The sequence below is a fragment of the Stenotrophomonas sp. PA-6-5C genome (genome assembly GCF_021605635.1).
Lineage (GTDB): Bacteria > Pseudomonadota > Gammaproteobacteria > Xanthomonadales > Xanthomonadaceae > Stenotrophomonas > Stenotrophomonas lactitubi.
Window position 1 is genome coordinate 1 of sequence record NZ_WKEE01000043.1, and the last position, 25,639, is coordinate 25,639.

Below are 25,639 nucleotides of genomic sequence, written 5' to 3' on the forward strand. Positions count from 1 at the left end.
GGGCCTGAAAGGGCGCCAGTATACCGGGGTTGGGGGGGCGGCCTCTGAATCGCGTGAGCCGCCCGATCCCGCACAGCCGCTGACATTGCGCTAACCCGCCCAGCGCCGACAATGCAGGCCTGTCCCCTGCAACGAGGCACCTCCCGATGTCCGAATGGATCACCCTGGACACGCATCATGGCCCGGTCCGCGCCTGGCAGGCACTGCCCGAGGGCAAACCCCGCGGCGCACTGGTGGTGGTGCAGGAAATCTTCGGCGCCAACCCGCACATCCGCAGCGTGGCGGAGCGCTTCGCGGCCGAGGGCTACGCGGTGTTGGCGCCGTCGTTCTTCGACCTGGTCGATGGTCCCGAGGCCGACCCGGATGCTCTGCCCTACAGCCCCGAAGGCGTGAAGGATGGCCTGCAACGGGTCACCGCCCTGGGCATGGAAAAGGCGCTGGAAGTGGTCCGCGCCGCCGCCACACGGCTGGCCCCGCATGGCAAGGTCGGCACGGTCGGCTACTGCTGGGGTGGCAGCGTCGCCCTGCTGTCGGCGCTGCGCCTGGGCCTGCCCTCGGTGAGCTACTACGGCGCGCGCAACGTGCAGTTCCTGGATGAAACACCGAAGGCCGCGGTGATGTTCCACTTCGGCGCGCAGGACAAGAGCATCCCGCCGGAGGCGATCCAGGCCCACCGCGAGAAGCTGCCGCAGATGGCGACCTACGTCTATCCGGCCGACCATGCCTTCAACCGGGAGGTCGGACATGCGTATGATCCAGACAGCGCCGCCCTGGCGCTGCAACGCACCCTGGACTTCTTCTCGGAGCATCTTGGATGAGCGATTTCGAACTCGATTCACGCCTGGCCACCGATAGCGTGCTGGTGGCCGAAGGCCCGTTGTCGCAAGTGCGACTGATGAACGACGAACGATTCCCCTGGCTGGTCCTGGTGCCGCGCCTGGCCGGGGTGACCGAGTGGATCGAGCTGGACGGCGAGCAGCAGGACAAGCTGCGCACCGAGCTCAACCGCGCCTGCAAGGCGCTGCACGGTTCGGACGGGGTGGAGAAGATCAACATCGGTGCACTGGGCAACATCGTGCGCCAGCTGCATTTCCACGTGATCGGCCGCCACGACGGCGATCCGGCATGGCCGGGACCGGTCTGGGGCAGCGGCCCGGCGCACCGCTATGAACCGGCCGCACTGGACCAGCATGTCGCCTACTGGAAGGAACGGCTAGGATATCCGGCCCATTCCTGAGCCAGTGCCGACCCGATGCGATTCAATATCGTCGCCGCCATCCTGCTGATCCTGATCGGCCTGTTCATGCTGGCCAGCAACCTGGGCTGGACCAACCTGAACCTGTCGCGCCTGCTGTTGACCTGGTGGCCGCTCGGCCTGGTGGCCGTGGGCATCGCGATCCTGTTCGGTCGCGGCAAATAAGCGAAGGCGGCGCATGCGCCGCCTTCGTGATCACGCAGAACGCCGGGCATCGCCCGGCGCCACCTTCAGGTGCGCGGCAGAGTCACGCCGGTCTGGCCCTGGTACTTGCCGCCACGGTCCTTGTACGAGGTCTCGCACACTTCATCGGACTGGAAGAACAGCATCTGCGCCACGCCTTCGTTGGCGTAGATGCGCGCCGGCAGCGGCGTGGTGTTGCTGAACTCCAGGGTCACATGGCCTTCCCACTCCGGCTCCAGCGGGGTCACGTTGACGATGATGCCGCAGCGCGCATAGGTGCTCTTGCCCAGGCACACCACCAGGGTGTCGCGCGGAATGCGGAAATATTCGACCGTGCGCGCCAGCGCGAAGCTGTTCGGCGGAATGATGCACTCATCGCCGACGATGTCGACGAAGCTGCCCGGGTCGAAATGCTTGGGGTCGACGATCGTCGAGTTGATGTTGGTGAACACCTTGAACTCGCGCGAGCAGCGCACGTCGTAGCCGTAGCTGGAGGTGCCGTAGCTGACGATGCGCTCGCCGTTGACCTGCTTGACCTGCCCGGCCTCGTACGGCTCGATCATGCCGTGCTGTTCGGACATCTGGCGGATCCAACGGTCACTCTTGATGCTCATGCTCTGTCCTGGGTGCAAGGGGGCGCGAGGATTCTAGCAGGGGGCCGGGCGTCGCCGCCGCAGCCCCGCCAGCGGGCCCTTACAGCAGCGAGGACAGGATCGGGATCGAGGCGCGCGGGCGCTTGCCCACCTCCTCGACCAGACGCTGGGCAGCGCGATGGTAGGCCTGGGCCGCGGCCGAATCCGGCTGCGCGGCGGTGATCGGGGTACCGGCGTCACCCTGCTCGCGGATGCCGATCTGCAGCGGCAGCGACCCCAGCAGCGGTACCCCGTACTGCGCCGCCATGCGCTCGCCACCACCCTCGCCGAACAGGTGCTCCACGTGCCCGCAGTTGCTGCAGGTATGCACGGCCATGTTCTCGAGCACGCCCAGCACCGGCACCTCGACCTTCTCGAACATCTTCAGTGCCTTCTTCGCATCCAGCGTGGCGATGTCCTGCGGCGTGGTGACGATCACCGCGCCGGCCAGCGGGATCTTCTGCACCAGGGTCAGCTGGATGTCGCCGGTACCCGGCGGCAGGTCGATCAGCAGGTAGTCCAGGTCATCCCACAGCGTGTCTTCGAACAGCTGGGTCAGCGCCGCCGTCGCGCGCGGTGCACGCATGATCAGCGGTGTCTCGTCCTCGACCAGATAACCGATCGACATGGTGTCCACGCCGAACGCACGCATCGGCTCGATGCTCTTGTTGTCCGGGCTCTCCGGGCGGCCGGACAGGCCGAGCATCGCCGGCACGCTGGGGCCGTAAATGTCCGCGTCAAGCACGCCGACGCGCGCGCCAAGCTGCTGCAGGGCGACGGCAAGGTTGACCGCCGTGGTCGACTTGCCCACCCCACCCTTTCCCGAGCCCACCGCGATCACGTTGCGGATGCGCGCATGCGGCGCCAGTCCCTTCTGCACCTGGCTGGCATGCGGACGACGGGAAGAACTGTTCACTGCGGACTCCGGGTGAATCGATAAGAAGAACCCAACATCATACTAGCTGGACGTACGCTGACTGAAATTCAGGATTGCTACAGATTCGTGCACAGATTGTTAAGTTCATGTTACGTTCGCTAAGCACTGGTTTTGGGCTGCGCTGCTGGTTCTACAGCACGCACGATGGCGCATGCGCAGTGCCGTACTCGTATTTGCTCTCTGAACGGAACTACATGAAAGACCTTCGCAATTCCGCACGTCGCAACACCCTCGCTGTCGCCTTGATCTCCGCCCTGGTTGCCGCCTCGCCGGCAATGGCCCAGGACAAGGCCACCAACCTGGACAAGATCACCGTCACCGGCTCGCTGATCCCGCAGACCCAGGTCGAGACCCAGACCCCGGTCATGACCATCAGCGCTGAAGCCATCCAGTCACGCGGCTTCAACAGCGTCGCCGAAGTGCTGCAGCAGTCTTCGCTGACCACCGGCGGCATCCAGGGCGGCCAGACCTCCGCCTCGTTCACCCAGGGCGCTGAAGCCGCTGGCATGTTCGGCCTGAATCCGGGTTACACCAAGTACCTGATCAACGGCCGCCCGATGATGTCCTATCCGGCGCTGTACAACGGTGGCGACGCGTTCAACAACATCAGCGGAATTCCGATCGACATCGTCGAGCGCATCGAAGTCCTGCCGGGTGGCCAGTCCTCCCTGTACGGTTCGGATGCGATCGCCGGCGTGGTCAACATCATCCTGAAGGACCACATGGAAGGCGGCAGCCTGTCCGTGCGTGGCGGCACCACCACTGAAGGCGGCGGCAGCAGCTTCCGCATCAGCGGCGCACACGGCTTCTCGGCGCTGGACGACCGCTTCAATGCACTGGTCAACGTGCAGATCGAAAGCAGCAATCCGATCTGGGGCTACCAGCGTGACCTGACCAAGCAGAACAACACCAACGGCTACACCGCGCAGCTGCCGTCGAACGACTTCGCCGTCATCGACGCCAAGACCAACGCGCTGTACATGATGGACCCGAGCAACTGCGCCAACGTTGCCGGCCAGTTCGATGGCACCACCGTGCTGGCCAACCGTCCGACCGGCCAGTCCTGCGGTTCGGTGTTCGGCGCCGGCTACAAGACCCTGAAGAACGGCAAGGACAGCGGCCAGTTCTACTCGTCGATGACCTTCGACGTGAATGACAACTTCCAGCTGTTCGCCGACGTGCTGTACAGCAAGGAAAAGACCGAATACACCTCCGGTTCGAACTACCTGTGGTGGGGCACCAAGAGCGGCATGGGCGGCTTCTACGACCAGGCGTCGGGCAAGCTGGTCAACCTGCAGCGCGCGTTCGCCCCGGAAGACATCGGCGGCGAAGGCTACAAGGGCATCCTGAACAACGACAAGAGCCGTGCCTACCAGGTCACCCTGGGCGGCAAGGGTGCGGTCGGCAACTGGGACTACAGCCTGAGCTTCACCCGCGGCGAGTACCGCCTGGATGAAAGCAAGTTCCAGCGCTTCGGCAACGCCATCAACAGCTACTTCGCCGACAAGGTACTGGGCCCGCAGCTCGGCACCAAGGATGGCTTCGGCATCTACAACACCAACTGGGGCGCGTTCTACTCGCCGATCGCGCCGGAAGATTTCGCCGGCTTCACCGGTTACACCACCAACCATGCCCGTACCTGGCAGAACATGGCTCGTGCCCAGGTCACCAATGGCTCGCTGTTCTCGCTTCCGGGCGGTGACGCCGGTCTGGCCGTGGTCGTCGAAGGCGGCAGCGAAGGTTGGGACTACAGCCCGGACCAGCGCCTGCTGGACGGCGATGTGTGGGGCTCGTCGGCTGTTGCCGGCAACGGCCATCGCAGCAACTACGCGGTGACCAGCGAGCTGCGCATGCCGCTGCTGGAGTCGCTGACGGTGACCGCTTCCGGTCGCTATGACGCCTTCAAGATCGCCGACAACACCGTCGACAAGGCCACCTACAGCGTGGGCGTGGAGTTCCGTCCGATCGAAAGCCTGCTGTTCCGCGGCAAGTACGGTACCGCCTTCCGCGCACCGACCCTGCCCGACGCGTTCCAGGGCCGCAGCGGCTACTACGCTGCCAACTCGACCGACTACTACCGATGCGGTGAGCTGGGCTTCGTGCCGGGCAACACCGACGCCTGCCGCTACGCCGACAGCGTCTCGGTCTACTCCGAGCGTGCCGGCAACCCGGACCTGGAGCCGATCACCGCCGACGTCTGGAATGCAGGCATCGTCTGGGCGCCGATGGCGAACCTGTCGATCTCGGCCGACTACTACAACTGGAAGATCGAGAACGAAGTCGATACGGCCAGCACCGACCAGCTGCTGCTGGCCGAGTACTACTGCCGCAACGGTCTGCCGAACGGCTCCTCGGCCACCTGCCAGAACGTGGCTGACTGGGTCACCCGTGATTCGGCCGGCAACCTGAGCTCGCTGTACACCCCGAAGATGAACGTGGCCCGCCAGAACCTGCAGGCCGTGACCGTCGGCTTCAAGTACCTGCAGGACATCGGCCGCTTCGGTTCGCTGCAGTTCTCGGGCAACTACACCAACATGCTCAAGCGTGAAGTGCAGGCGCAGCCGGGCGAGGACTTCCAGGACCTGCTGGGCAACCCGAAGTCGATGTGGAACTACGACAGCTACGCCAAGGTCCGTTCCGACGCGTCGGTGGCCTGGTCGCTGGACAAGTGGACCACCACGCTGTACGCGAACTACATCGGCCACACCCCGAACTACCTGGCGGGCCTGAACGGCTACGAGTACACCCATGGTGCGTCGGGTTACAAGGCAGGCAAGTGGGCTTCGTACACCACCTACAACCTGAGCGTGAACTACCGCGTGCAGGATGACCTGACCCTGTCGCTGATGGTCAACAACGTGTTCAACAAGATGCCCGAGCAGCAGGCCCACAGCTACCAGGGCACCTCCGGCACGCCGTTCAACAACTACCTGTACAACGTCTACGGCCGCACCGTGTACGTGCAGGCCAAGTACGACTTCGGCAAGTAATCCCGTCGTTTTCCGGGTTTGATTCCGGACCAGGCCCCGCTTCGGCGGGGCCTTTTTTTTGGGCCAACGCATGTGCATCGATCAGCACATGAATATCTCGATTGTTAAATACCAAATCATTTAATGAATATTCATTAAGCCACATTCGGCAAATTCGTACCGATATCGCAATACATTGTTTTTAAAGATCTTTTTATTAACCCACAGCGAGCCATTGCAAGAGCGCGACAAGTCCGAGAAAAACAAGTTAAGCGTGTGTTACGTTCCAAAAACGCCGCCTTCCTGAGTTTGCAGGCTGCTGAACAATCCATGAGTTCCCAGGAAAGGGAAAACGCGTTTCTCACGACCACACGGAGTACCGCATGTCTCGCAATGGCTTCCCGCGTCACCCGCTCACCTGCGCCGTCCTCAGCGGCCTGATCCTGGCCAGCAGCAGCGCGATCGCGCTCGCCCAGGAGAACACTCCCACCGATCTCGGACGCGTGACCGTCACCGGATCACTGATCCCGCAGACGCAGATCGAGAACCACACGCCGGTCCTGACCGTCACCGCCGAGGACATCCAGACGCGCGGTTTCACCAGCGTGGCCGAGGTGCTGCAGCAGAACTCGCTGACCACCGGCGGCCTGCAGGGCGGCCAGACTTCCGCCTCGTTCACCCAGGGCGCTGAAGCTTCGGGCATGTTCGGCCTCAGCCCGAGCTACACCAAGTACCTGATCAACGGACGGCCGATGCTGTCCTACCCTGCCCTCTACAACGGCAGCGACACCTTCAACAACCTCAGCGGCATCCCGATCGACATCGTCGAGCGCATCGAGATCCTGCCCGGCGGCCAGTCGTCGCTGTACGGCTCGGACGCGATCGCCGGCGTGGTCAACATCATCCTCAAGGACCGCATGGACGGCGGCGTGCTGAACGTACGCGGCGGCGCCTACACCGAGGGCGGTGGCAACGATTTCCGCGTCAGCGGCGCGCATGGTTTCAACGCCTTCGATGACCGCTTCCACGCGCTGGTCAACGTGCAGTACGAGAAGAGCAGCCCGATCTGGGGCTACCAGCGTGATCTGACCAAGCAGAACAACACCAAGGGCTATACGCCGCAGGTGCCGACCAACGACTTCCTGGTCTACCTGCCGGACCAGCAGAACGCTTACGTGATGATGGACCCGACCCGCTGCGCCAACGTGGCCGGCCAGTTCGGTGGCACCACCGTACTGGGCACGCGTGCGGTCGGTGAATCCTGTGGCTCGCCCTTCAGTGCCGGCTACAAGACGCTGAAGAACGGCAAGGAAAGCAGCCAGATCTATTCGTCGATGTCCTTCGACGTCAACGACAACTTCCAGCTGTTCGCCGACGCGCTCTACAGCCTGGAAGAGGTCCAGTACAACGCCGGTTCGGGCTATGCCTTCTGGGGCAGTGATGTCGGCTTCGGTGCGTTCGTCGACCAGGCCAGTGGCGAATACATGAACCTGCAGCGCGCGTTCGCGCCAGAGGACATCAGCGCCGCCGGCTACCGCGACATCATGAGCACCGATCGCAACAAGGCCTACCAGGTCACCCTCGGCGGTCGCGGCAACGTCGGCAACTGGGACTACAGCGCCAGCTTCAGCCGCGGCGAGTACAAGCTGACCGAACGCAGTTTCGCGCGCTGGGCCAACGAGATCGACAGCTACTTCGAAGATCGTGTGCTGGGTCCGGTACTGGGCGTCACCGACGACGGCTACAACATCTACAACCCGAACTGGGGCGCGTTCTATTCGCCGCTGCCGGCCGGTGATTTCCAGACCTTCACCGGTTTCACCTACAACAAGAGCCGCACCTGGCAGAACCTTGGCCGCGCGCAGATCACCAACGGTTCGCTGTTCAAGCTGCCCGGTGGCGATGCGGGCCTGGCCGTGGTGGCCGAAGCCGGCAGCGAAGGCTGGTCGTATACGCCGGACCAGCGCCTGCTCGATGGCAGCGTGTGGGGCACCACCTCGGTGGCCGGTGCCGGCCATCGCAGCAACTACGCGCTGACCAGCGAGCTGCGCATGCCGCTGCTGGAGTCGCTGACGGTGACCGCCTCCGGCCGCTACGACGCGTTCAAGATCGCCGACAAGACCGTCGATAAATCGACGTACAGCATCGGCGTGGAGTTCCGTCCCATTGAAAGCCTGCTGTTCCGCGGCAAGTACGGCACCGCCTTCCGCGCGCCCAGCCTGTCCGACGCGTTCCAGGGCCGCAGCGGCTACTACGCCAACAGTTCGGTCGACTACTACCGCTGTGGCCAGCTTGGCTTCAACCCGAGCGATACCGTGGGTTGCCCGTACGCCAACGAGTCGGTGTTCGGTGAACAGTCCGGCAACCCCGATCTGGAAGCGATCACTGCTGACGTCTGGAACGCCGGCATCGTGTGGGCCCCCATCAACAACCTGTCGGTGTCGGTCGACTACTACAACTGGAAGATCAAGAACGAGGTCAACACCCTCAGTTCCGACCAGTTGCTGCTGGCCGAGTATTACTGCCGCAACGGCCAGACCAACAACACCTCGGCCAGCTGCCAGAACGTTGCCGACTGGATCACCCGTGACGGCACCGGCAAGCTGGACCAGATCTACACGCCGAAGATGAACATCGCCAGCCAGAACCTGCAGGCGGTGACGGCCAGCTTCAAGTACGTGCAGGACATCGGCCGCTTCGGCGCGCTGCAGTTCTCCAGCAACTACACCAACATGATCAAGCGCGAACTGCAGCCGCAGCCGGGCGACGATTACCTGGACCTGCTGCGTGACCCGTACGCGATGTGGAATTACGACCAGTACGCCAAGGTGCGTGCCGATGGTGCGGTGGGCTGGGCGAAGGACAAGTGGACCACCACCCTGTACTTCAACTACATCGGCAAGACGCCCAACCGCATGGCGTACCTGGGCAAGGGCTATGACTACGTGCATCCGTCTGGGTATGAGGCCGGCAAGTGGGGCTCGTACACCACCTACAACCTGAGCGTGAATTACCAGGCGATGGACAACCTGACGCTGTCGATGATGGTCAACAACGTGTTCAACAAGATGCCCGACGGCCAGGCCCACAGCTACGCCGGCAACATCGGCGCGCCGTACAACAGCAGCATCTACAACCCCTACGGCCGTGCGGTCTACGTGCAGGCCAAGTACGAGTTCGGCAAGAAGTAAGCGCCGCTCCCGCAGCAACCCAAGGGCCCCGCTTCGGCGGGGCCTTTTTCATGCCCGTCAATTGAGACGGACGAAAACAAAAAGTCCCATAAATTAACTATCCAGAACTATTCCAGGGGCGTCCACAAGTCTTTGATCCTGAAGATAAATATCACTGTCGACCAACACTGTTCTGCATCGCAACATTTTGAAACATTCCCAGACAAACCCGTTTATTCATTGATTACAAAGGAATTTTCCGGAAACAGCGGACACATCCGTATGACAGCACCATTTTGACAACGTGAACGCCGTGTTACGGTCTTGCTGAATGGATTGAAACTGAACAGATCGTGAAGATGTCAAGGACGACATAGCCAGACGACATCGCTCATACGGGGATCCATCATGTCTCGCCATCGCTCCACGCCTTCGCGTCACCCCTTGACCCTCGCCCTGATCGGCACCCTGCTCGCCTCCGGCGCAGCCCACGCACAGGACAACGCGCCGACCCAGCTCGACCGCGTCACCGTCACCGGTTCACTGATCCCGCAGACGCAGATCGAGAACCACACGCCGGTCCTGACCGTTACCGCCGAGGACATCCAGACCCGCGGTTTCACCAGTGTCGCCGACGTCCTGCAGCAGTCCTCGCTGTCGACCGGCGGCCTGCAGGGCGGACAGACCTCTGCTTCGTTCACCCAGGGTGCCGAGGCAGCCGGCATGTTCGGGCTCAGCCCCGGCTACACCAAGTACCTGATCAACGGCCGCCCGATGCTCTCGTATCCGGCGCTGTACAACGGCAGCGACAGTTTCAACAACATCAGCGGCATTCCGATCGACATCGTCGAGCGCATCGAGATTCTGCCCGGTGGCCAGTCGTCGCTGTACGGTTCGGATGCGATCGCCGGCGTGGTCAACATCATCCTCAAGGAACGCATGGACGGCGGCGTGCTGAACATCCGCGGCGGCGCCTACAGCGAAGGGGGCGGCAACAGCTTCCGCTTCAGCGGCGCCCGCGGGTTCAATTCCAAGGACGACCGCTTCAATGCGCTGGTCAACGTGCAGTACGAAAAGACCAGCCCGATCTGGGGCTACCAGCGCGACCTGACCAAGGTCAACAACCCCGACGGCTACAGCCCACAGTACGTCTCCAACGACTTCCTGGTACTGCTGCCGGCCAACAGCAACCGCTACGCGATGATGGACCCGAACCTGTGCGCCAACGTGGCGGGCCAGTTCGACGGTACCACCGTGCTCGGCACCCGGCCGACCGGCCAGGCCTGTGGTTCGGTGTATGGCACCGGCTACAAGACCATCAAGAACGGCAAGGAAAGCGGGCAGATCTACAGCTCGATGACCTTCGATGTGAACGACAACTTCCAGCTGTTCGGCGACGCGCTCTACAGTCTGGAAGAAGTGAAGTACGCCACCGGCTCCGGCTACACCTGGTGGGGTACCTCCTCCGGCTGGGGCCGCTTCTATGATCAGGACAGCGGCCAGTACATGAACCTGCAGCGCGTGTTCGCGCCGGAGGACATCGGCGGCGGCGGCTACCGCGACATCATGAACACCGATCGCAACAAGGCCTACCAGGTCACGCTCGGCGGTCGCGGTACGGTCGGCAACTGGGATTACAGCGCAAGCTTCACGCGCGGCGAGTACAAGCTGACCGAGCGCAACTTCGTGCGCTGGAACGATCCGATCAATGATTACTTCGAGCAGCGTGTGCTGGGGCCGGTGCTGGGCACCACCAGTACCGGCTACGACATCTACAGCCCGGACTGGGAAGCGTTCTACTCGCCGCTGCCGAGCGGAGATTTCCAGAGCTTCACCGGCTACACCTACAGCCAGAGCCGGACCTGGCAGAACCTGCTGCGTGCGCAGGTCACCAACGGTTCGTTGTTCAAGCTGCCCGGCGGCGATGCCGGCTTCGCAGTGGTGGTCGAAGGTGGCAGCGAAGGCTGGGACTATACGCCGGATGCACGCCTGGTCGATGGCAGCGTCTGGGGCACCACCGCGGTGTCCGGCGCAGGCCATCGCAGCAACTATGCAGTGACCACTGAACTGCGCATGCCGTTGCTGGAATCGCTGACGGTAACCGGCTCCGGTCGCTACGACGCCTTCAAGATCGGCAGCAGCACCGTCGACAAGGCAACCTACAGCGTCGGACTGGAATTCCGTCCAATCGACAGCCTGCTGTTCCGTGGCAAGTACGGCACCGCCTTCCGTGCGCCCACCCTGTCCGACGCTTTCCAGGGTGTCAGCGGCTATTACGCCAACGGCTCCACCGACTACTACCGTTGCGGCCAGCTTGGCTACGACCCGGCCAACACGACGGGCTGCCCGTATGACAGCGTGTCGGTGTTTGGAACGCAGTCCGGCAACCCCGACCTGGAACCGATCACCGCAGATGTATGGAACGCCGGCATCGTGTGGGCTCCGATCAACAACCTGTCGGTGTCGGTGGACTACTACAACTGGAAGATCAAGAACGAGGTCAACACCCTCAGCTCCGATCAGCTGCTGCTGGCCGAGTACTACTGCCGCAACGGCCAGACCAACAACACCTCGGCCAGCTGCCAGAACGTGAGCGACTGGATCACCCGTGATGGCTCCGGCGTACTCGATGAGATCTATACGCCGAAGATGAACGTGGCCAGCCAGAACCTGCAGGCGCTGACGGCCAGCTTCAAGTACGTGCAGGACATCGGCCGCTTCGGTTCGCTGCAGTTCTCCGGCAACTACACCGACATGCTCAAGCGCGAACTGCAGCCGCAGCCGGGCGATGAGTACCTGGACCTGCTGCGCGACCCGTATGCGATGTGGGTGTACGACTCGTACGCCAAGGTGCGTGCCGACGGTTCGATCGGCTGGGCCAAGGACAAGTGGACCACCACCCTGTATGCCAACTACATCGGCAAGACGCCGAACTACATGGCCTACCTGGGCAACGGCTACGACTACGTCCACAGTTCCGGCTACAAAGCCGGCAAGTGGGGTTCATACACCACCTACAACCTGAGCGTGAACTATCGGGCGATGGACAACCTGACCCTGTCGCTGATGGTCAACAACGTGTTCAACAAGATGCCCGACAACCAGCGGTACAGCTTCGCCGGCACCAGCGGCCAGCCGTACAACAACTACCTGTACAACGCTTATGGCCGTGCCATCTACGTGCAGGCCAAGTACGAGTTCGGCAACCAGTAAGGGCCACAGGCAGCCTGCTTCTGGAGACCCCGCTTCGGCGGGGTCTCCCTGTTTGCGGCCAGCGGTGAGGACCGGCCCCGTTCACGTCGAGTTGACGGAAACCAAACCTTCGTTCATCTTCAGGTCATATTTACGTGCCGTGCCACAAGGAACCAATGACCATGGAATCCCGCTTCACACCTGCCCATCTGGGTACCGCCATCGCATTGCTGGTGGGCCTGCACATCACCCACGCCTCCGCCGCGCCCCTCCCGGTCGAGGATTTCGCCAGGATTCCGTCAATCCAGTCCGTCAGCATGAGCCCGGACGGCAAGCAGTTGGTTGCCATCATCGCCGCACCAGGCAGCAACAATGGTGACACCGCGCTGGCCAACTGGAACCTGGACACCCCCGGCTCGGCACCCGTGGCGATCACCCCGTCCGGTGATCGGATGAAGTTCATTGCCGCCAGCGCACTCAAGGCAGGCCGCAGTCTCGTCATCGGTCGCCAGGAACTGACCGCGCAGCTGTCCGGCTGCGGCGAAGGCAATTCAGTCGGCTCGACCAAAACCTTCCTGTCCAAGGCCTTTCTCACCGACAGCAGCCAAGCCAAGTTCGACGAAGCATTCGCCGACAACACGCGAAAGCTTGGCATCAGCGAGCAGACCCAACGCTGCCTGGAGCTTGCCGGCACAGCGTCCCTGGTGCACTCGCTTCCGCTGGATCCGGACAAGGTAATCATTTCACAGATCAACCAGACCAATTTCTCTGCCAGCTACTACCTGTTCAACCTCAGGACCGGGCAGACCGAGCTGCTGTTCCGTGGCGACGCCCGCTCCACGCCGGGTCTCTTCCATCCACGCAACGGCGAACTGCTGACCCGTACGCAGATCGAGCCTGCGGGCTCCAACGACTATGAACAGCAGATCCTGGTCAAGAGCAAAGCCAGCGGTCAGTTCGAGAAGCACGAAACGCTCACCACCCGGCTGTCCGACCGCTACACCATGGAAGTGGTCGGCATCGATGACCAGAGCGGCAAGCTTTACATCCTCACCGACAAGTTCTCCGACCAGGTGCAGGCGCGCCTGTACGACCCGGCGACCAAAGCGTTCGACAACGAACCGCTGGCGGCCCATCCGGAATATCCTATCGGTGGCCTGATCCTGGGCACCAAACCGAGCAACTTCAACCAGGTGCTGGGCTTCTACGTCGACGGCCCCCGACGTGAAGCGGTCTACGTCGATCCGCAGATGAAAGCCCTGTACGACGGCCTCAAGCAGGCATATCCGGGCAAGTACATCGCCATCAGCGGTTACAACGACGATCTTTCGCGCGTACTGTTCACCACCAACAGCGCAAGCTCGCCCACCAGCTACCAGATCCTGATCGATCGGAAGCAGGTCACCACGCTGGGCAGCGAACGCCCTTGGGTAGATGGCAAGCAGATCGGCGAACAGCGCTGGATAACCTACACCGCCCGGGATGGTCGCAAGATCCCCGCCATCGTCGACCTGCCTGCGGGCTGGAAAAACGGTGACGCGGCGCTGCCGGCGCTGGTCCATCCCCATGGCGGCCCTTGGGCCCGTGACTACACCGGCTGGGATGCGTCCGGTTGGGTGCCATTCTTCACCTCGCGCGGTTACGCCGTGATCCGTCCCCAGTACCGGGGTTCGACCGGATTCGGCCGTGAGCACTGGATCGCCGGCGACAAGCAATGGGGGCTGACGATGCAGGACGACAACGATGATGCTGCGGCATGGCTGATTCAGCAGGGTATCGCTGCCAAGGACCGCATCGCGATCTTCGGCTACTCCTACGGCGGCTTCGCCTCCGCCGCCGCAGTGGTGCGCAGTCCATCACCCTATCAGTGCGCCATTGCAGGCGCGCCTGTGACCGATCTGGCCCGCCTTGGCGTTTCCTGGAGCGAGAACCGTCTGCAGCGCATCCTGCAGGGTCAGACCGTGAAGGGCATGGACCCGATGCAGAACACCTCCAAGGCCGCTATTCCGCTGCTGACCTTCGTTGGTGATCGCGACGTGCGCACCCCGGCCTCCCACGCCAGGAACTTCTACAACGGCGTGAAGGACAAGGTGCCGGCCCGCTTCGAGCTGATTCCCGACATGCCGCACAGCATGCCGTGGTACCCGAGCCACTATCGCGCGACGCTGCCGTTGATGGCCGATTTCCTGGGCAAGGACTGCGGGCCAGGCGGCCTGTAAACCCGCCGCAATCTGGGCCGCACACGAACCCCGTCGGTTAACCGACGGGGTTTTTTCATGCGCAATTTCCTGAATTTTCCATAAGCAACAATGGGTTACAAAAGCATTCCATTCATGTTGCATTTACTTTACGCCACCCATACACTCCATTAACCGAAGCATAACAAGTGGGGATCACACCGAAATGCGCAACGCCACCCGCCACATCAAGCCAAGCCGCGTCCCGCTCACTCTCGCTGTGCTGGCCTGCCTGCAGGCCGCACCGGCCCTGGCCCAGGAGACCACCCAGCAGGAAGCCACGGCGTCAAGCACTTCCACCCGCAACCAGCGCGCAACCGATCTTGACAAGATCACCGTCACCGGCTCTCTGATCCGACGTGCGGATTACGAGACCTCGTCCCCGGTGTTCACCATCGATACCGAGCACAACGCAGCGCAGGGCCAGGTCTCGGTTGGCGAGTTCCTGCAGAAGTCCGCGATTGGCGCGGCCGAGACCCAGATCACCCATCAGTTCGGCGGCTTCGTCGTAGACGGTGGCACCGGTGTGCAGACGTTCTCGTTGCGCGGCCTCGGTGCCAACCGCACCTTGGTGCTGCTGGACGGCCAACGCCCCGGCCCGGCGGGTACCCGCGGCGCGGTCGGCGCGTTCGACCTGAACGTCATTCCCACTGCCATTCTGCAGCGCGCTGAAATCGTGAAGGATGGCTCTTCGTCCATTTACGGTTCCGATGCCGTGGCCGGCGTGGTCAATCTGATCACCAAGAAGAATTTCGAGCGCCCGGAACTGACCGTCACCGGCCGCATCCCTACCGAAGGTGGCGGTGAAGTCTTCCAGGGCTCGCTGGCCAATGGCTGGAACTTCGAGAAGGGCAGCATCGTCGCCGCCGTCGAGTGGTATCGCCACAACGAACTGACCCGCGGTGACCGCGATTTCCTGAAGTGCGGCAACGACCTGATCAAGGACGCCAACGGCAATCGCATCGACCGGGAAGATCGCTCGATCACCGCAGGGACCAACCTGGCAAACTGCAACAACCTGCTGATCAACGTCATCGACGAGTACGACTCACCGATACGCTACATCCCCTCGCCGGACGGCAGCACCGTCGGCCCGTTCCCCGGTTACCGCCCGCGCGCCAACCGGACCTACGCCAATGGCAGCCCGGTGGCGTACTACGAAGAGCCTTTGAACTTCGATGGCTGGGGCCGTAGCCACATCATCAACCGCCAGGAGCGCAAGTCGGCGTACTTCGCTTCGGACTTCGGTTTCGAAGGGTTCAACTGGAAGACCCAGTTCCTCTACAACAACCGCAAGACCAACAACTTCCAGTGGCGCCAGTTCTTCCCGACCGTGGAAGCGCCGGGCACCAGCACCGGCTATGCGCAGCCGGTGCTGCCGTTCAAGTCATCCTCGGAAACCGAGGTGAACTACTACTACCTGGCCAACAAGTTCGACGGCCTGTTCACCGGCAGCTGGGGCTGGGAAGTCAATGCCAACGCCAGCCGCTCCAGCGGCAAGTACAGTTCGCTGGGCATCCGCAACTCGATCACCGGCGATCTGCTGCGTCCGGGCACCGGTGACACGCCAGCGGCGAACTATTTCGACCCGGGCTACCTCAGCGGCGCCAAGGTCGATGAGCTGGTCGACATCCTGGGCATCACCGCGACCGGCAAGACCACCTACGACACGGCCACGATCAACGCCATCTTCTCCGGTGAATTGTTCGACCTGCCGGCCGGCCCGCTCGGTGCTGCGTTTGGTCTGGAATACCGCTACTACTCCATCGAAGATACGCCGGACGAGAACTATCAGGACCTGTGGGGTGCGTCGACCGCTGACGTGACCAAGGGCAATGACAAGGTGAAGGAAGCGTTCGTCGAATTCGACATCCCGCTGGTCAAGGGCGTGACCGGTATCGAATCGCTCACTGCCAACGCCTCGGCCCGTGTCTTCAAGTACGACTCCGTCAGCGGCAGCGACAAGGTATGGAAGGCCGGCCTGAACTGGCAGATCATCCCGTCGCTGCGCATCCGCGGTACGGTGGGTACCTCCTATCGCGCCCCTGGCCTGTACGAGCTTTACCTGGGCAACCAGACTGGCTTCCAGAACCAGACCGCCATTGATCCTTGCATCCGCTGGGAAGAGAGCGACAACACCAACATCCGCGCAAACTGCGGCGCCGCCGGCATCCCGGGCGATTACGTGGGCGCAGGCTCCAGTGCCACCGTGTACACCAGTGGCGGCGCTGGCAACCTGATTCCGGAAACCTCCCGCGCCAAGAGCGCCGGTATCGTATTCACCCCTTCGTTTGCCGACCTGAGCGTGGCGATCGACTATTTCGACTACGATATCCGCGGCCAGATCACCTCGCTGAACGCACTGGACATCACCACGGGCTGCTACGGTTCCAGCACCTATCCGAACCGCTACTGTGACCTGCTGGAGCGCAACCCGACCAGCGGTCCCGATGCCAACTCGATCCGCAACATCTACGCCCAGTACCTGAACATCAACCAGCAGCGCACCCGCGGCTGGGACATGACCCTGAACTGGGAGCACGAGTTCGGCTTCGGCAAGTTCGCCCTGGATTCCCAGGTCACCTACACCGTGGAAGACGTTGCACAGCTGTTTGACAGCGCAGAAGCCAGCGGCTTGGCATCGTCGGATCAGCTTGGCCTGATCGGTCGTCCGGACCTGGTGGCCAACCTGGGCCTGACCCTGACCCGCGGCGACTGGGAGTACAACTGGTTGACCCAGTACATCGGCAAGACCGAGAACACCACTCTCAATTCCCGCTTCACCTATCAGGGCCGTCCGGATTCGTACCGTGACCTCGTGGCCGATGCCCGCGTTTACCACACTGCCTCCTTGAGCTACAAGCAGGCCGATTGGGAAGTGCTGGTAGGTATCTCCAATGTGTTCAACACCAAGCCGGCGCTGATCTCTACCGGCGCAGGCACTCGCTACGGCAACACCGCCGCATTCGCCACCCAGTACGACCTGTATGGCCGCACCCCGTTCGTGCGTCTGAAGTACAAGTTCTGATCCAGCAGTAACAGCAGCACCCCGGAAAGGGCGGCGCAAGCTGCCCTTTCCTTTTGCGGGCCTGCCCCTCCTCCTCCCCCTGATCACAGGCCCGACGGTGGCCTGGCTTTGCAGTGGCTGCCAGAAAGATCAAGAGAGGCAGGGAGAACGGCATCAATGGAACTGTCTGGCGCCCTCGCTACGCCTCTCCTTGAGGCAAGCGCCCCACCCGCCAACCGCCAGATTGCGCAAAGACGCCCTTAACACCCAATTCATAAAGCGAAGAGAAAACAAAGTTCACTTATCACAACTGAGACTAAGACACTGTAATTGTTGCAATTTGATGGTCAAAAACCCCTTATTCCGCAAGGAAATGTGACGAACCCATGCTTTTTCCGTTAAGCGCGTGTTAGGTTCGATTAACGTCAGGACGACACATGAACATCCACATAACAGACACAGGGAGGTGGTCGATCTCTTTCCACTAGGGGGATTTACCTGATGACGCACTACCGCACGCCCGGTCGCCACCCGCTGACCAACGCCCTGCTCGCCGGCCTGATGATGGCTGCCGCGGCCCCGGCTCTGGCCCAGGAGGCAAGCTCCGGCAGCAACCCGATCGACCTGGACCGCGTCAGCGTGACCGGCTCGCGCATCGCGCGTACCGGCTTCGTGACTCCCTCGCCGGTCACCGCCATCACCGCCGAAGAAATCCGCGCCACCGGCGCCAACAACATCGGCGACCTGATGGCGCGCCTGCCGGCACTGAGCCCGACCTATACGCTGGGCAATTCCACCCGTTTCATCGGCACCGCCGGCGTGGGCCTGATGGACCTGCGCGGCATGGGCACCTCGCGTACGCTGGTGCTGGTCAATGGTCGCCGCCATGTCGGCGCGACCTCCGGCTCCTCGGCGGTGGACGTCAACACGATCCCGGTCGAGTGGATCGAACGTGTTGAAGTCATCACCGGTGGTGCCTCGGCCGTGTACGGCGCCGATGCCGTGGCCGGCGTCGTCAACTTCATCATGAAGAAGTCGTTCGACGGCGCCGAAGTGCGCGCCCAGACCGGCATGGCCAGTGAAGGCGGCTTCAACCGTTCCTTCATCAGCGCCTCGGCGGGCACCGACTTCGCCAACGGCCGCGGCAGCGCGGCGATCGCACTGGAGTACAGCAAGCAGGACCGTTTCGTCCGCAGCGACCGCGCCATCGGCAACGAATTCCTGGTATCGGTGCCGAACCCCAACTACGACCCGACCAAGCCCTCCAACGAAAGCAATCCGCAGACCGTGCTCAGCGGCCCGGGTGGCAACCACTCGATCTCCTTCGGCGGCACCTTCACGCTGGGTGCGTTCTCGCCCACCAACAAGGCGACCTGGGGCAACCGCTACCAGTTCAATCCGGACGGCACCTATCGCCCGCAGCGCTATGACGGCGTGATGCCGAGCACCACCAGCTGCGTCAACTGCGACTTCGCCGACCTCAATTCGGTTGCCGATCTGCAGCCCGGCTTCGACCGCAAGAGCGTCAATACGGTCGTCAACTTCGATCTGACCGACAACCATCGCCTGTATTTCGAAGGCAAGTACACCGAGACCGTATCGGACTTCCTGGCCCAGCCGTCGTTCGACCAGACCCTGCGCATCCAGCGCGACAATGCCTATGTTTCTCCGGAGCTGCGCGCGCTGATGGTCGCCAACGGCGCCAGCCAGTTGACCCTGAGCCGCTTCAACGTCGATGCCGGACAGCGTGGTGAGCACGTTGAGCGCAACACCCAGCGCTTCGTGCTGGGCGTGGAGGGCAACCTGACCGAGAACTGGACCTACGACGTGTATGGCAACTGGGGCCAGAGCGAAGTCAAGCGCTGGAACCTCAACAACCGTATCAATGAGCGCTGGCAGGCAGGCCTGGACACCGTGGTCGATCCGGCCACCGGCCAGATCGTCTGCCGCACCACGCTGAACCCGAACGCGACCAACCCCAACAACGGCAACCGCGTGTACTCGCAGTTCGCCCGCGAGGGTTGCGTACCGTTCTCGGTGTTCGGCAACGGTGCAGTGACCCAGGCCGCACGGGACTGGATGAACGTCAGGTCGTTCAACTATTCGCGCCTGCAGCAGTCGGTGTTCAGCGCCTCGCTGGCCAACGCCTCGCTGTTCAGCCTGCCGGCAGGCGACGTCGGCGTGGCCGGTGGCGTGGAATACCGCCGCGAGAAGAGCCGTGAAATCACCGATCCGCTGGCAGCGCAGGGCCTGACCTTCCTCAACGCGATCCCCAACCGGATGGGCAAGTACGACGTGCGCGAAGCGTTCGTCGAAGCTACCGTGCCGTTGCTGGCCGACATCCCGGGCATCTACAACCTGACCATGGACGCTGCAGGCCGCTGGTCCGATTACAGCAGCATCGGCAAGACCACCACCTGGAAGGTCGGCCTGGACTGGACGATCATTCCGTCCCTGCGTGCCCGCGGCACCCTGTCGCAGGCGGTGCGTGCGCCGAGCATCGGCGAACTGTACAACCCGCAGAGCGAGAACTTCGCCACCGTCAACGATCCCTGCAACTACCTGGCCACCAATTCCAACCGCCCCAATACGGCAGCTGATCCGGCCCTGCGCCAGGCCAACTGCTCGGCGCTGGGCGTGCCGGTGGGCTGGGTCGATACCTACACCGCAAACCGCCCCGGCGTCAGCGGCGGCAACCCGAACCTGAAGCAGGAACGCGCGCGCAGCTTCACCTATGGCCTGGTCTGGCAGCCTGATTTCCTGCAGGGCTTCGGCATGTCCGTGGACTACTGGTGGATCAGCCTGAAGGACGCCATCGGTGCCGTCTCGGCGCAGACCAACGCCACGCGTTGCGTGGACTCGCCGGGAGGCATCAACAACAGCTTCTGCGGCTTCATCGAGCGCGCACCGGTCGGTGGCAAGACCGATGCGGGCGGCCGTACCTTCCCGGAGCATTCGATCAGCCGCTGGGTTGCGCTGAACGAGAACCTGGCCCGCTCGCGCCGCGTCGGCGTCGATCTGGAAATGGACTACCGCTTCAAGCTGGCCGAGGGCGACACGGTGATCCGCCTGGTCGGTACGCGCCTGCTGCAGTCGCGTGAGTGGGCCTTCCAGGACTTCCCGAACGAGTACGACGAGAACGTCACCTGGGTGACCGACCCGCGCTGGCGCGGTTCGCTGCAGACCAAGTACTCGCTGGGTCAGTGGCGCGCGTCGTGGGACCTGAACTACGTGAGCAGCAACCTGCGCGTACAGCCCAAGAGCTACCAGGCCAACCCGGGCCAGACCAGCCCGATCCGCAACGGCTCGTACGTCTACCACAACTTCCAGTTCGGCTACCGCTTCCCGGGCGACAAGATCGATGTCTACCTGGGCGTGGACAACGCCTTCGACAAGGACCCGCCGGTGAACTACTTCGGTTCCGACGTCGGTTCGGCAATGTACGACAACATCGGCCGCTACATGTACATGGGTGCTACCTACAAGTTCTGATGCGGCAACAGATGTAGAACCTCGACAGACCCGGCTTTTGCCGGGTCTGCCTTTTTCCGGTGCCGGCGAGGCCCCCTTGCGCCCGGCCATGACCTTCGACACCCTTGCAGTGCGGGCCGGCGGCGTATTGTTCGGCCCACGGCCGTTCCCCCGGCCCTTCCCTGACTCACTCGGCCTGGAGGCCATTCAAGTGACCCGTACTCCCAAGATCGTGCTGCTGACCCTGGCCGTTTCGGCCGCGCTGGTCGGCTGCGGCAAGAACGAAACCCCGGCAAAGGATGCCACCGCCTCCACGCCGGCCGCGGCCGACGCCGCCACCACCTACAAGCTCGACGAGAGCAAGCTGCCGGCCTACAACGCCTTCCAGGCCAGCGATCTGGACAGCAACCTGGATGCCTGCAATGCCTTCGGCGACTACGTCAACGGCAAGTGGCTGGCCGCCAACGAGATTCCGGGCGACCGCACCAGCTGGGGCGCCTTCACCATCCTCGACGAGCGTTCGGTGGCCGTGCAGCACCAGCTGGCCGAGCAGGTCGCGCAGGTCAAGAACCCGGCCGGCATCGAGAAGATCGTCGGCGACCTGTGGGCCACCGGCATGGACGAAGCCAAGGTCAACGCCCAGGGCATCGAGCCGCTGAAGGCCGACCTGGCTGCGATCGATGGCCTGCAGGACAAGGCCGCCATTGCCAACTACCTGCGCACCAGCGCCGCCAAGGGTGAGAACGTGCTGTTCGGCTTCGGCGCCGAAGCCGACTTCAAGAACTCGGCCGTGAACATGGCCTACGCCAGCCAGGGCGGCCTGGGCCTGCCGGACAAGACCTTCTATACCGACGCGTCCAAGGCAGACAAGCTGAAGGCCTACCAGGCCCACGTGGCCAAGGTGCTGGAACTGTCCGGCGTGGCCGCTGCCGATGCTGCCAAGCAGGCTGAAGAAGTCGTCAAGTTCGAGACCCGCCTGGCCAAGGCATCCAAGTCCAGCGTCGAGCTGTCGCGCGATGTCTCGCTGTACTACCACCCGGTCAGCCTGGCCGAGGCCGACGCGCTGACCCCGAACTTCAGCTGGACCGAATTCTTCAAGTCGCAGAATGTGGCCGCGCCGGAGAAGTTCTCGCTGGCCATCCCGGCCTTCCACCAGGAAGTGAGCAAGGCGCTGGGCGACACCGATCCGTCGGTGTGGCGCGCCTACCTGCGCTTCCACACCGTGGATGGCGCCTCGCCGTACCTGGCTGATGCGTTCGTGCAGGAGAACTACGAGTTCTACGGCAAGACCCTCAATGGCCAGAAGGAACAGAAGCCGCGCTGGAAGCGCGTGCTGGGCACCATCGAGAGCGATGCCGGCGAAGCCTTCGGCCAGCTGTACGTGAAGGTCGCCTTCTCGCCGGAAGCCAAGGCGAAGATGGAGGAGCTGGTGAAGAACCTGGCCGCCTCGCTGAAGGAACGCATCCAGGGCCTGTCCTGGATGAGCGAAGAGACCAAGGCCAAGGCCATCGCCAAGTGGGAAACCTTCACTCCGAAGATCGGCTACCCGGACAAGTGGCGTGACTGGTCGGGCCTGCAGACCAACCGCGACAGCTACCTGGGCAACGTGCGCGCAGCCACCGCGTTCAACTACCAGTACAACCTGGCCAAGATCGGCAAGCCGGTGGACAAGACCGAATGGGGCATGACCCCGCAGACGGTCAATGCCTACTACAACCCGCTGCAGAACGAGATCGTGTTCCCGGCCGCCATCCTGCAGCCGCCGTTCTTCGATGCCAAGGCCGACGACGCGCTGAACTACGGCGGCATCGGTGCGGTCATCGGCCACGAAATGACCCACGGTTACGACGACCAGGGCAGCCGCTTCGGGCCGACCGGCAACTTCGAGAACTGGTGGACCGAAGCCGATTCGAAGAACTTCGCTGGACTGACCGGCAAGCTGGTCAAGCAGTTCGATCAGTACAAGGTCGACGGCCAGGCCGTGAACGGCCATCTGACCCTGGGCGAGAACATCGCCGACCTGGGTGGCCTGGCCACCGCCTACGACGCACTGCAGAAGGCGTCGGCCGGCAAGGAAGACGCGAAGATCGATGGCTTCACCCGCGATCAGCGCTTCTTCTTCAACTGGGCTACCGTGTGGCGCACCAAGTACACCCCGGAGAATGCCAAGGTCCGCCTGGCAACCGACCCGCACGCGCCGGCGCAGTTCCGCGCCATCGGTGCGCCGTCGAACCTGCCGACCTTCACCGCGGCCTTCCAGTGCAAGCCGGGTACGCCGATGTCGCGCACCGGCGACTCGCAGGTGGTGATCTGGTAAGCCACGGCTGAGGCCACGGTTTGCCTGCAGAGGCCCGGGATTTCCCGGGCCTTTGTGTTTCCGCGCGGTGGAGATCATCTGCGTCGCTGCAGACGTCACAGCGCATGCATCTCCCACCCTGCCCGGCTTGCTATAGTTCGCCCGCCCTCAATCCATCACGGATTCGTTCTACATGCCCAACTTCCGTCCGCTTGCCATCGCCCTGGGCATCAGCCTGGCGACCCTGGTTCCGACCCACGATGCGTTCGCCGCCAAGAAGAAGGCCGCACGCGCCCCGGCCGTCAGTGCGCAGTGCAGCGATTTCTACGATGCCACCAACGCGGGCTGGCTGAAGGCCAACCCGGTGCCGCAGACCGGTGCCGCCACCGCGTTGGGCCAGCTGGTCGACCGCAGCCGGCAGCAGCAGCGTGAACTGCTGGACGCCTCGATGAAGGCGCCGCAGGGCAACGTGCAGAAGCTGCTGGGCGACTTCTGGGCCAGCGGCCTGGACGAAGCGGCCGTGGAGGCCGATGGTTCCAACCCGATCGCGCCGCTGCTGACCCGCATCAACGCGATCAAGAAGGCCAAGGACATTCCCGCCTCGATCGCCGCGCTGCACCAGGTCGGCATCCCGGTGGCCTTCAACTTCGGTCCGGACGTGGACCTGAAGGCGCTGGACCGCCACATCGGTTACTTCATGCAGGGCGGCATGGGCCTGCCTGATCCGGCCTTCTATACCCGCACCGACGCCGACACCGTTGCGTTGATGGGCCGCTACCGCAACTACGTCAAGCAGATCCTGGCACTCACCGGCACCCCGGCCGCCAAGCTGGACGCCGAGTCGCAGGCGGTGATCGCGCTGGAAACCGAACTGGCCCGCAACGCGCAGTCGCTGGCGGGCATCAACAACCCGTTCAACAACTACGCGCCGATCTCCACCAAGGACCTCAACAGCCGCTATCGCAACCTGCAGCTGGATGCGTTCCTGAAGGCACAGGGCGTCAACGATGACCTGGTGTCGCTGGCCGATCCGGCGCTGTTCAAGCAGCTCGACGGCATGGTCAGCAAGCTCAAGCCGGACCAGTGGAAGGCCTACCTGCGCTGGCGCGTGGGCGACTCGATGGCGCCGTACCTGTCCAAGGCGTACCGCGATGCGGAGTTCGAGTTCCGTGGCCGCGTGCTGCGTGGTGAGACCCTGCCGCCGCAGCGCTGGGAAAGCGTGCTGGACGCAATCAACGTGGCCGCTGGCCCGATGGTCGGCCGCGAATACGCCGCGCGTTACCTGTCCGCCGAAGACCGTCGCCAGGCGGCGTGGATCGTCGACAAGGTGCGCGAAGTGCAGATCGAGGCGGTCAAGAACAACAGCTGGATGAGCGCCGAGGCCAAGACCGAAGCGCAGGCCAAGCTGGCCGCGCTGAAGATCGAGATCGGCACCCCGCTGCGCGACCTGGACTACAGCGTGCAGCCGATGGGCCGTGGTTCGTTCGGCGGCAACATGCTGATCGCTTCGACCTGGCGTCACCGCGAGGAAATGAAGCGCATCGGCAAGGGCAACGCCGACCGCCGCTGGGACGTGCTGCCGCAGCAGCCGTCGCTGGCCTATGACCTGGCGCAGAACCGGCTGATCGTCACCGCCGCGATCCTGCAGGGCCCGGTGTTCAACGCCAAGGCCGATGCCGCCGACAAGTTCGGCAGCTTCGGCGGCCTGGTCGGCCACGAGCTGACCCGCGCGATCGACGCCAAGGGTGCACTGGTTGATGCCAAGGGCGAACTGCGCAGCTGGTGGACGCCGGCCGACAAGACCGCCTGGACCCTGCTCGGCAGCCGTGTCGCCACGCAGTACGGCGGCTACGAGTTCCCCGGCGTAAAGGGAGCCAAGGTCAACGGCACGTTGACCCAAGAAGAGAACCTGGCCGACATCGCTGGCCTGGAACTGGCCTGGGCCGCCTACACCGCGCAGGAGCCGAAGGCCAAGCCGGCACAGCAGCAGGGCTTCTTCCGCGCCTGGGCCGCGCTGTGGCCGCAGCAGCTGTCGCCGAACGAGGCCGCACGCCGCCTGACTGCCGACATTCGCGCACCCGGTCGCTGGCGCACCAACGGCCCGCTGTCGAACCTGCCGGCGTTCGGCACCAGCTTCAGCTGCAAGCCGGGTCAGCCGATGCAGCGTACCGACGCCGAGCAGATCAAGATCTGGCGCTGAGGTTGATGCGATAGCCGTAACGGAAAGGGCGCCTTCGGGCGCCCTTTTTCGTGGTTCTGGCCATCCACGCATGGCGTGGATCTACTGCCG

At 63.3% G+C, this 25,639-nt stretch carries 13 protein-coding genes; 11 read left to right on the forward strand and 2 right to left on the reverse strand.

Annotation, left to right across the window (positions count from 1 at the left end; translation table 11 throughout):
- Positions 1-146: 146 nt before the first annotated feature.
- The 3 genes from GIW57_RS17125 to GIW57_RS17135 are packed head-to-tail and all read left to right on the forward strand — an operon-like array spanning position 147 to position 1,420.
- Complete coding sequence (locus GIW57_RS17125; RefSeq protein WP_236512081.1) at positions 147-818, forward strand: dienelactone hydrolase family protein; 672 nt, start codon at positions 147-149, stop codon at positions 816-818.
- Entirely contained in the window at positions 815-1,237 is a 423-nt protein-coding gene (locus tag GIW57_RS17130; RefSeq protein WP_032975033.1) for an HIT family protein, read from the forward strand. The genes GIW57_RS17125 and GIW57_RS17130 overlap by 4 nt, the downstream gene beginning before the upstream one ends.
- 15 nt (positions 1,238-1,252) lie before the next feature.
- The gene (locus GIW57_RS17135; RefSeq protein ID WP_025876120.1) at positions 1,253-1,420 is read left to right on the forward strand and encodes a DUF5668 domain-containing protein; all 168 of its coding nucleotides are present in this window, start codon (positions 1,253-1,255) and stop codon (positions 1,418-1,420) included.
- A gap of 65 nt (positions 1,421-1,485) precedes the next feature.
- Here the strand turns inward: GIW57_RS17135 and dcd are convergent, their stop codons facing one another.
- Both dcd and apbC read right to left on the reverse strand, forming a co-directional pair.
- Positions 1,486-2,052: a dCTP deaminase gene (gene dcd / locus GIW57_RS17140; protein WP_089236335.1), complete on the reverse strand. Its 567-nt coding sequence runs from the start codon at positions 2,050-2,052 to the stop codon at positions 1,486-1,488.
- Between the two features lie 79 nt (positions 2,053-2,131).
- The gene (gene apbC, locus GIW57_RS17145) at positions 2,132-2,986 is read right to left on the reverse strand and encodes an iron-sulfur cluster carrier protein ApbC (protein ID WP_236512083.1); all 855 of its coding nucleotides are present in this window, start codon (positions 2,984-2,986) and stop codon (positions 2,132-2,134) included.
- Between the two features lie 215 nt (positions 2,987-3,201).
- Here apbC and GIW57_RS17150 point away from each other — a divergent pair, with 215 nt between their 5' ends.
- The 8 genes from GIW57_RS17150 to GIW57_RS17185 all read left to right on the forward strand — a co-directional run bounded on the left by GIW57_RS17150 (position 3,202) and on the right by GIW57_RS17185 (position 25,549).
- Positions 3,202-5,997: a TonB-dependent receptor gene (locus GIW57_RS17150; protein ID WP_100461097.1), complete on the forward strand. Its 2,796-nt coding sequence runs from the start codon at positions 3,202-3,204 to the stop codon at positions 5,995-5,997.
- A 362-nt stretch (positions 5,998-6,359) separates the two neighbouring features.
- Positions 6,360-9,167 (forward strand): TonB-dependent receptor, encoded by a 2,808-nt coding sequence (locus GIW57_RS17155; RefSeq protein ID WP_236512085.1) that lies wholly within the window; start codon positions 6,360-6,362, stop codon positions 9,165-9,167.
- Positions 9,168-9,554: 387 nt separating this feature from the next.
- Positions 9,555-12,359, forward strand: a complete 2,805-nt coding sequence (locus GIW57_RS17160; RefSeq protein ID WP_236512088.1) for a TonB-dependent receptor — start codon at positions 9,555-9,557, stop codon at positions 12,357-12,359.
- 161 nt (positions 12,360-12,520) lie between these two features.
- Complete coding sequence (locus tag GIW57_RS17165; protein ID WP_236512090.1) at positions 12,521-14,557, forward strand: prolyl oligopeptidase family serine peptidase; 2,037 nt, start codon at positions 12,521-12,523, stop codon at positions 14,555-14,557.
- A gap of 184 nt (positions 14,558-14,741) precedes the next feature.
- Positions 14,742-17,603: a TonB-dependent receptor gene (locus GIW57_RS17170; protein WP_100461104.1), complete on the forward strand. Its 2,862-nt coding sequence runs from the start codon at positions 14,742-14,744 to the stop codon at positions 17,601-17,603.
- A gap of 480 nt (positions 17,604-18,083) precedes the next feature.
- Positions 18,084-21,074 carry a TonB-dependent receptor gene (locus GIW57_RS17175; protein ID WP_236512092.1) on the forward strand — a complete coding sequence of 997 codons (2,991 nt, stop codon included), beginning with the start codon at positions 18,084-18,086 and terminating at the stop codon, positions 21,072-21,074.
- 190 nt (positions 21,075-21,264) lie between these two features.
- Positions 21,265-23,370 carry a M13-type metalloendopeptidase gene (locus GIW57_RS17180; RefSeq protein ID WP_100461108.1) on the forward strand — a complete coding sequence of 702 codons (2,106 nt, stop codon included), beginning with the start codon at positions 21,265-21,267 and terminating at the stop codon, positions 23,368-23,370.
- A 172-nt stretch (positions 23,371-23,542) separates the two neighbouring features.
- The gene (locus tag GIW57_RS17185; RefSeq protein ID WP_236512094.1) at positions 23,543-25,549 is read left to right on the forward strand and encodes a M13 family metallopeptidase; all 2,007 of its coding nucleotides are present in this window, start codon (positions 23,543-23,545) and stop codon (positions 25,547-25,549) included.
- The last annotated feature ends 90 nt before the right edge of the window (positions 25,550-25,639 follow it).

Coding starts and splice junctions, on each gene's coding strand:
- GIW57_RS17125 (WP_236512081.1), top strand. CDS start 147: ATGTCCGAATGGATCACCCTGGACACGCATCATGGCCCGGTCCGCGCC.
- GIW57_RS17130 (WP_032975033.1), top strand. CDS start 815: ATGAGCGATTTCGAACTCGATTCACGCCTGGCCACCGATAGCGTGCTG.
- GIW57_RS17135 (WP_025876120.1), top strand. CDS start 1,253: ATGCGATTCAATATCGTCGCCGCCATCCTGCTGATCCTGATCGGCCTG.
- dcd (WP_089236335.1), bottom strand. CDS start 2,052: ATGAGCATCAAGAGTGACCGTTGGATCCGCCAGATGTCCGAACAGCAC.
- GIW57_RS17150 (WP_100461097.1), top strand. CDS start 3,202: ATGAAAGACCTTCGCAATTCCGCACGTCGCAACACCCTCGCTGTCGCC.
- GIW57_RS17155 (WP_236512085.1), top strand. CDS start 6,360: ATGTCTCGCAATGGCTTCCCGCGTCACCCGCTCACCTGCGCCGTCCTC.
- GIW57_RS17160 (WP_236512088.1), top strand. CDS start 9,555: ATGTCTCGCCATCGCTCCACGCCTTCGCGTCACCCCTTGACCCTCGCC.
- GIW57_RS17165 (WP_236512090.1), top strand. CDS start 12,521: ATGGAATCCCGCTTCACACCTGCCCATCTGGGTACCGCCATCGCATTG.
- GIW57_RS17170 (WP_100461104.1), top strand. CDS start 14,742: ATGCGCAACGCCACCCGCCACATCAAGCCAAGCCGCGTCCCGCTCACT.
- GIW57_RS17175 (WP_236512092.1), top strand. CDS start 18,084: ATGACGCACTACCGCACGCCCGGTCGCCACCCGCTGACCAACGCCCTG.
- GIW57_RS17185 (WP_236512094.1), top strand. CDS start 23,543: ATGCCCAACTTCCGTCCGCTTGCCATCGCCCTGGGCATCAGCCTGGCG.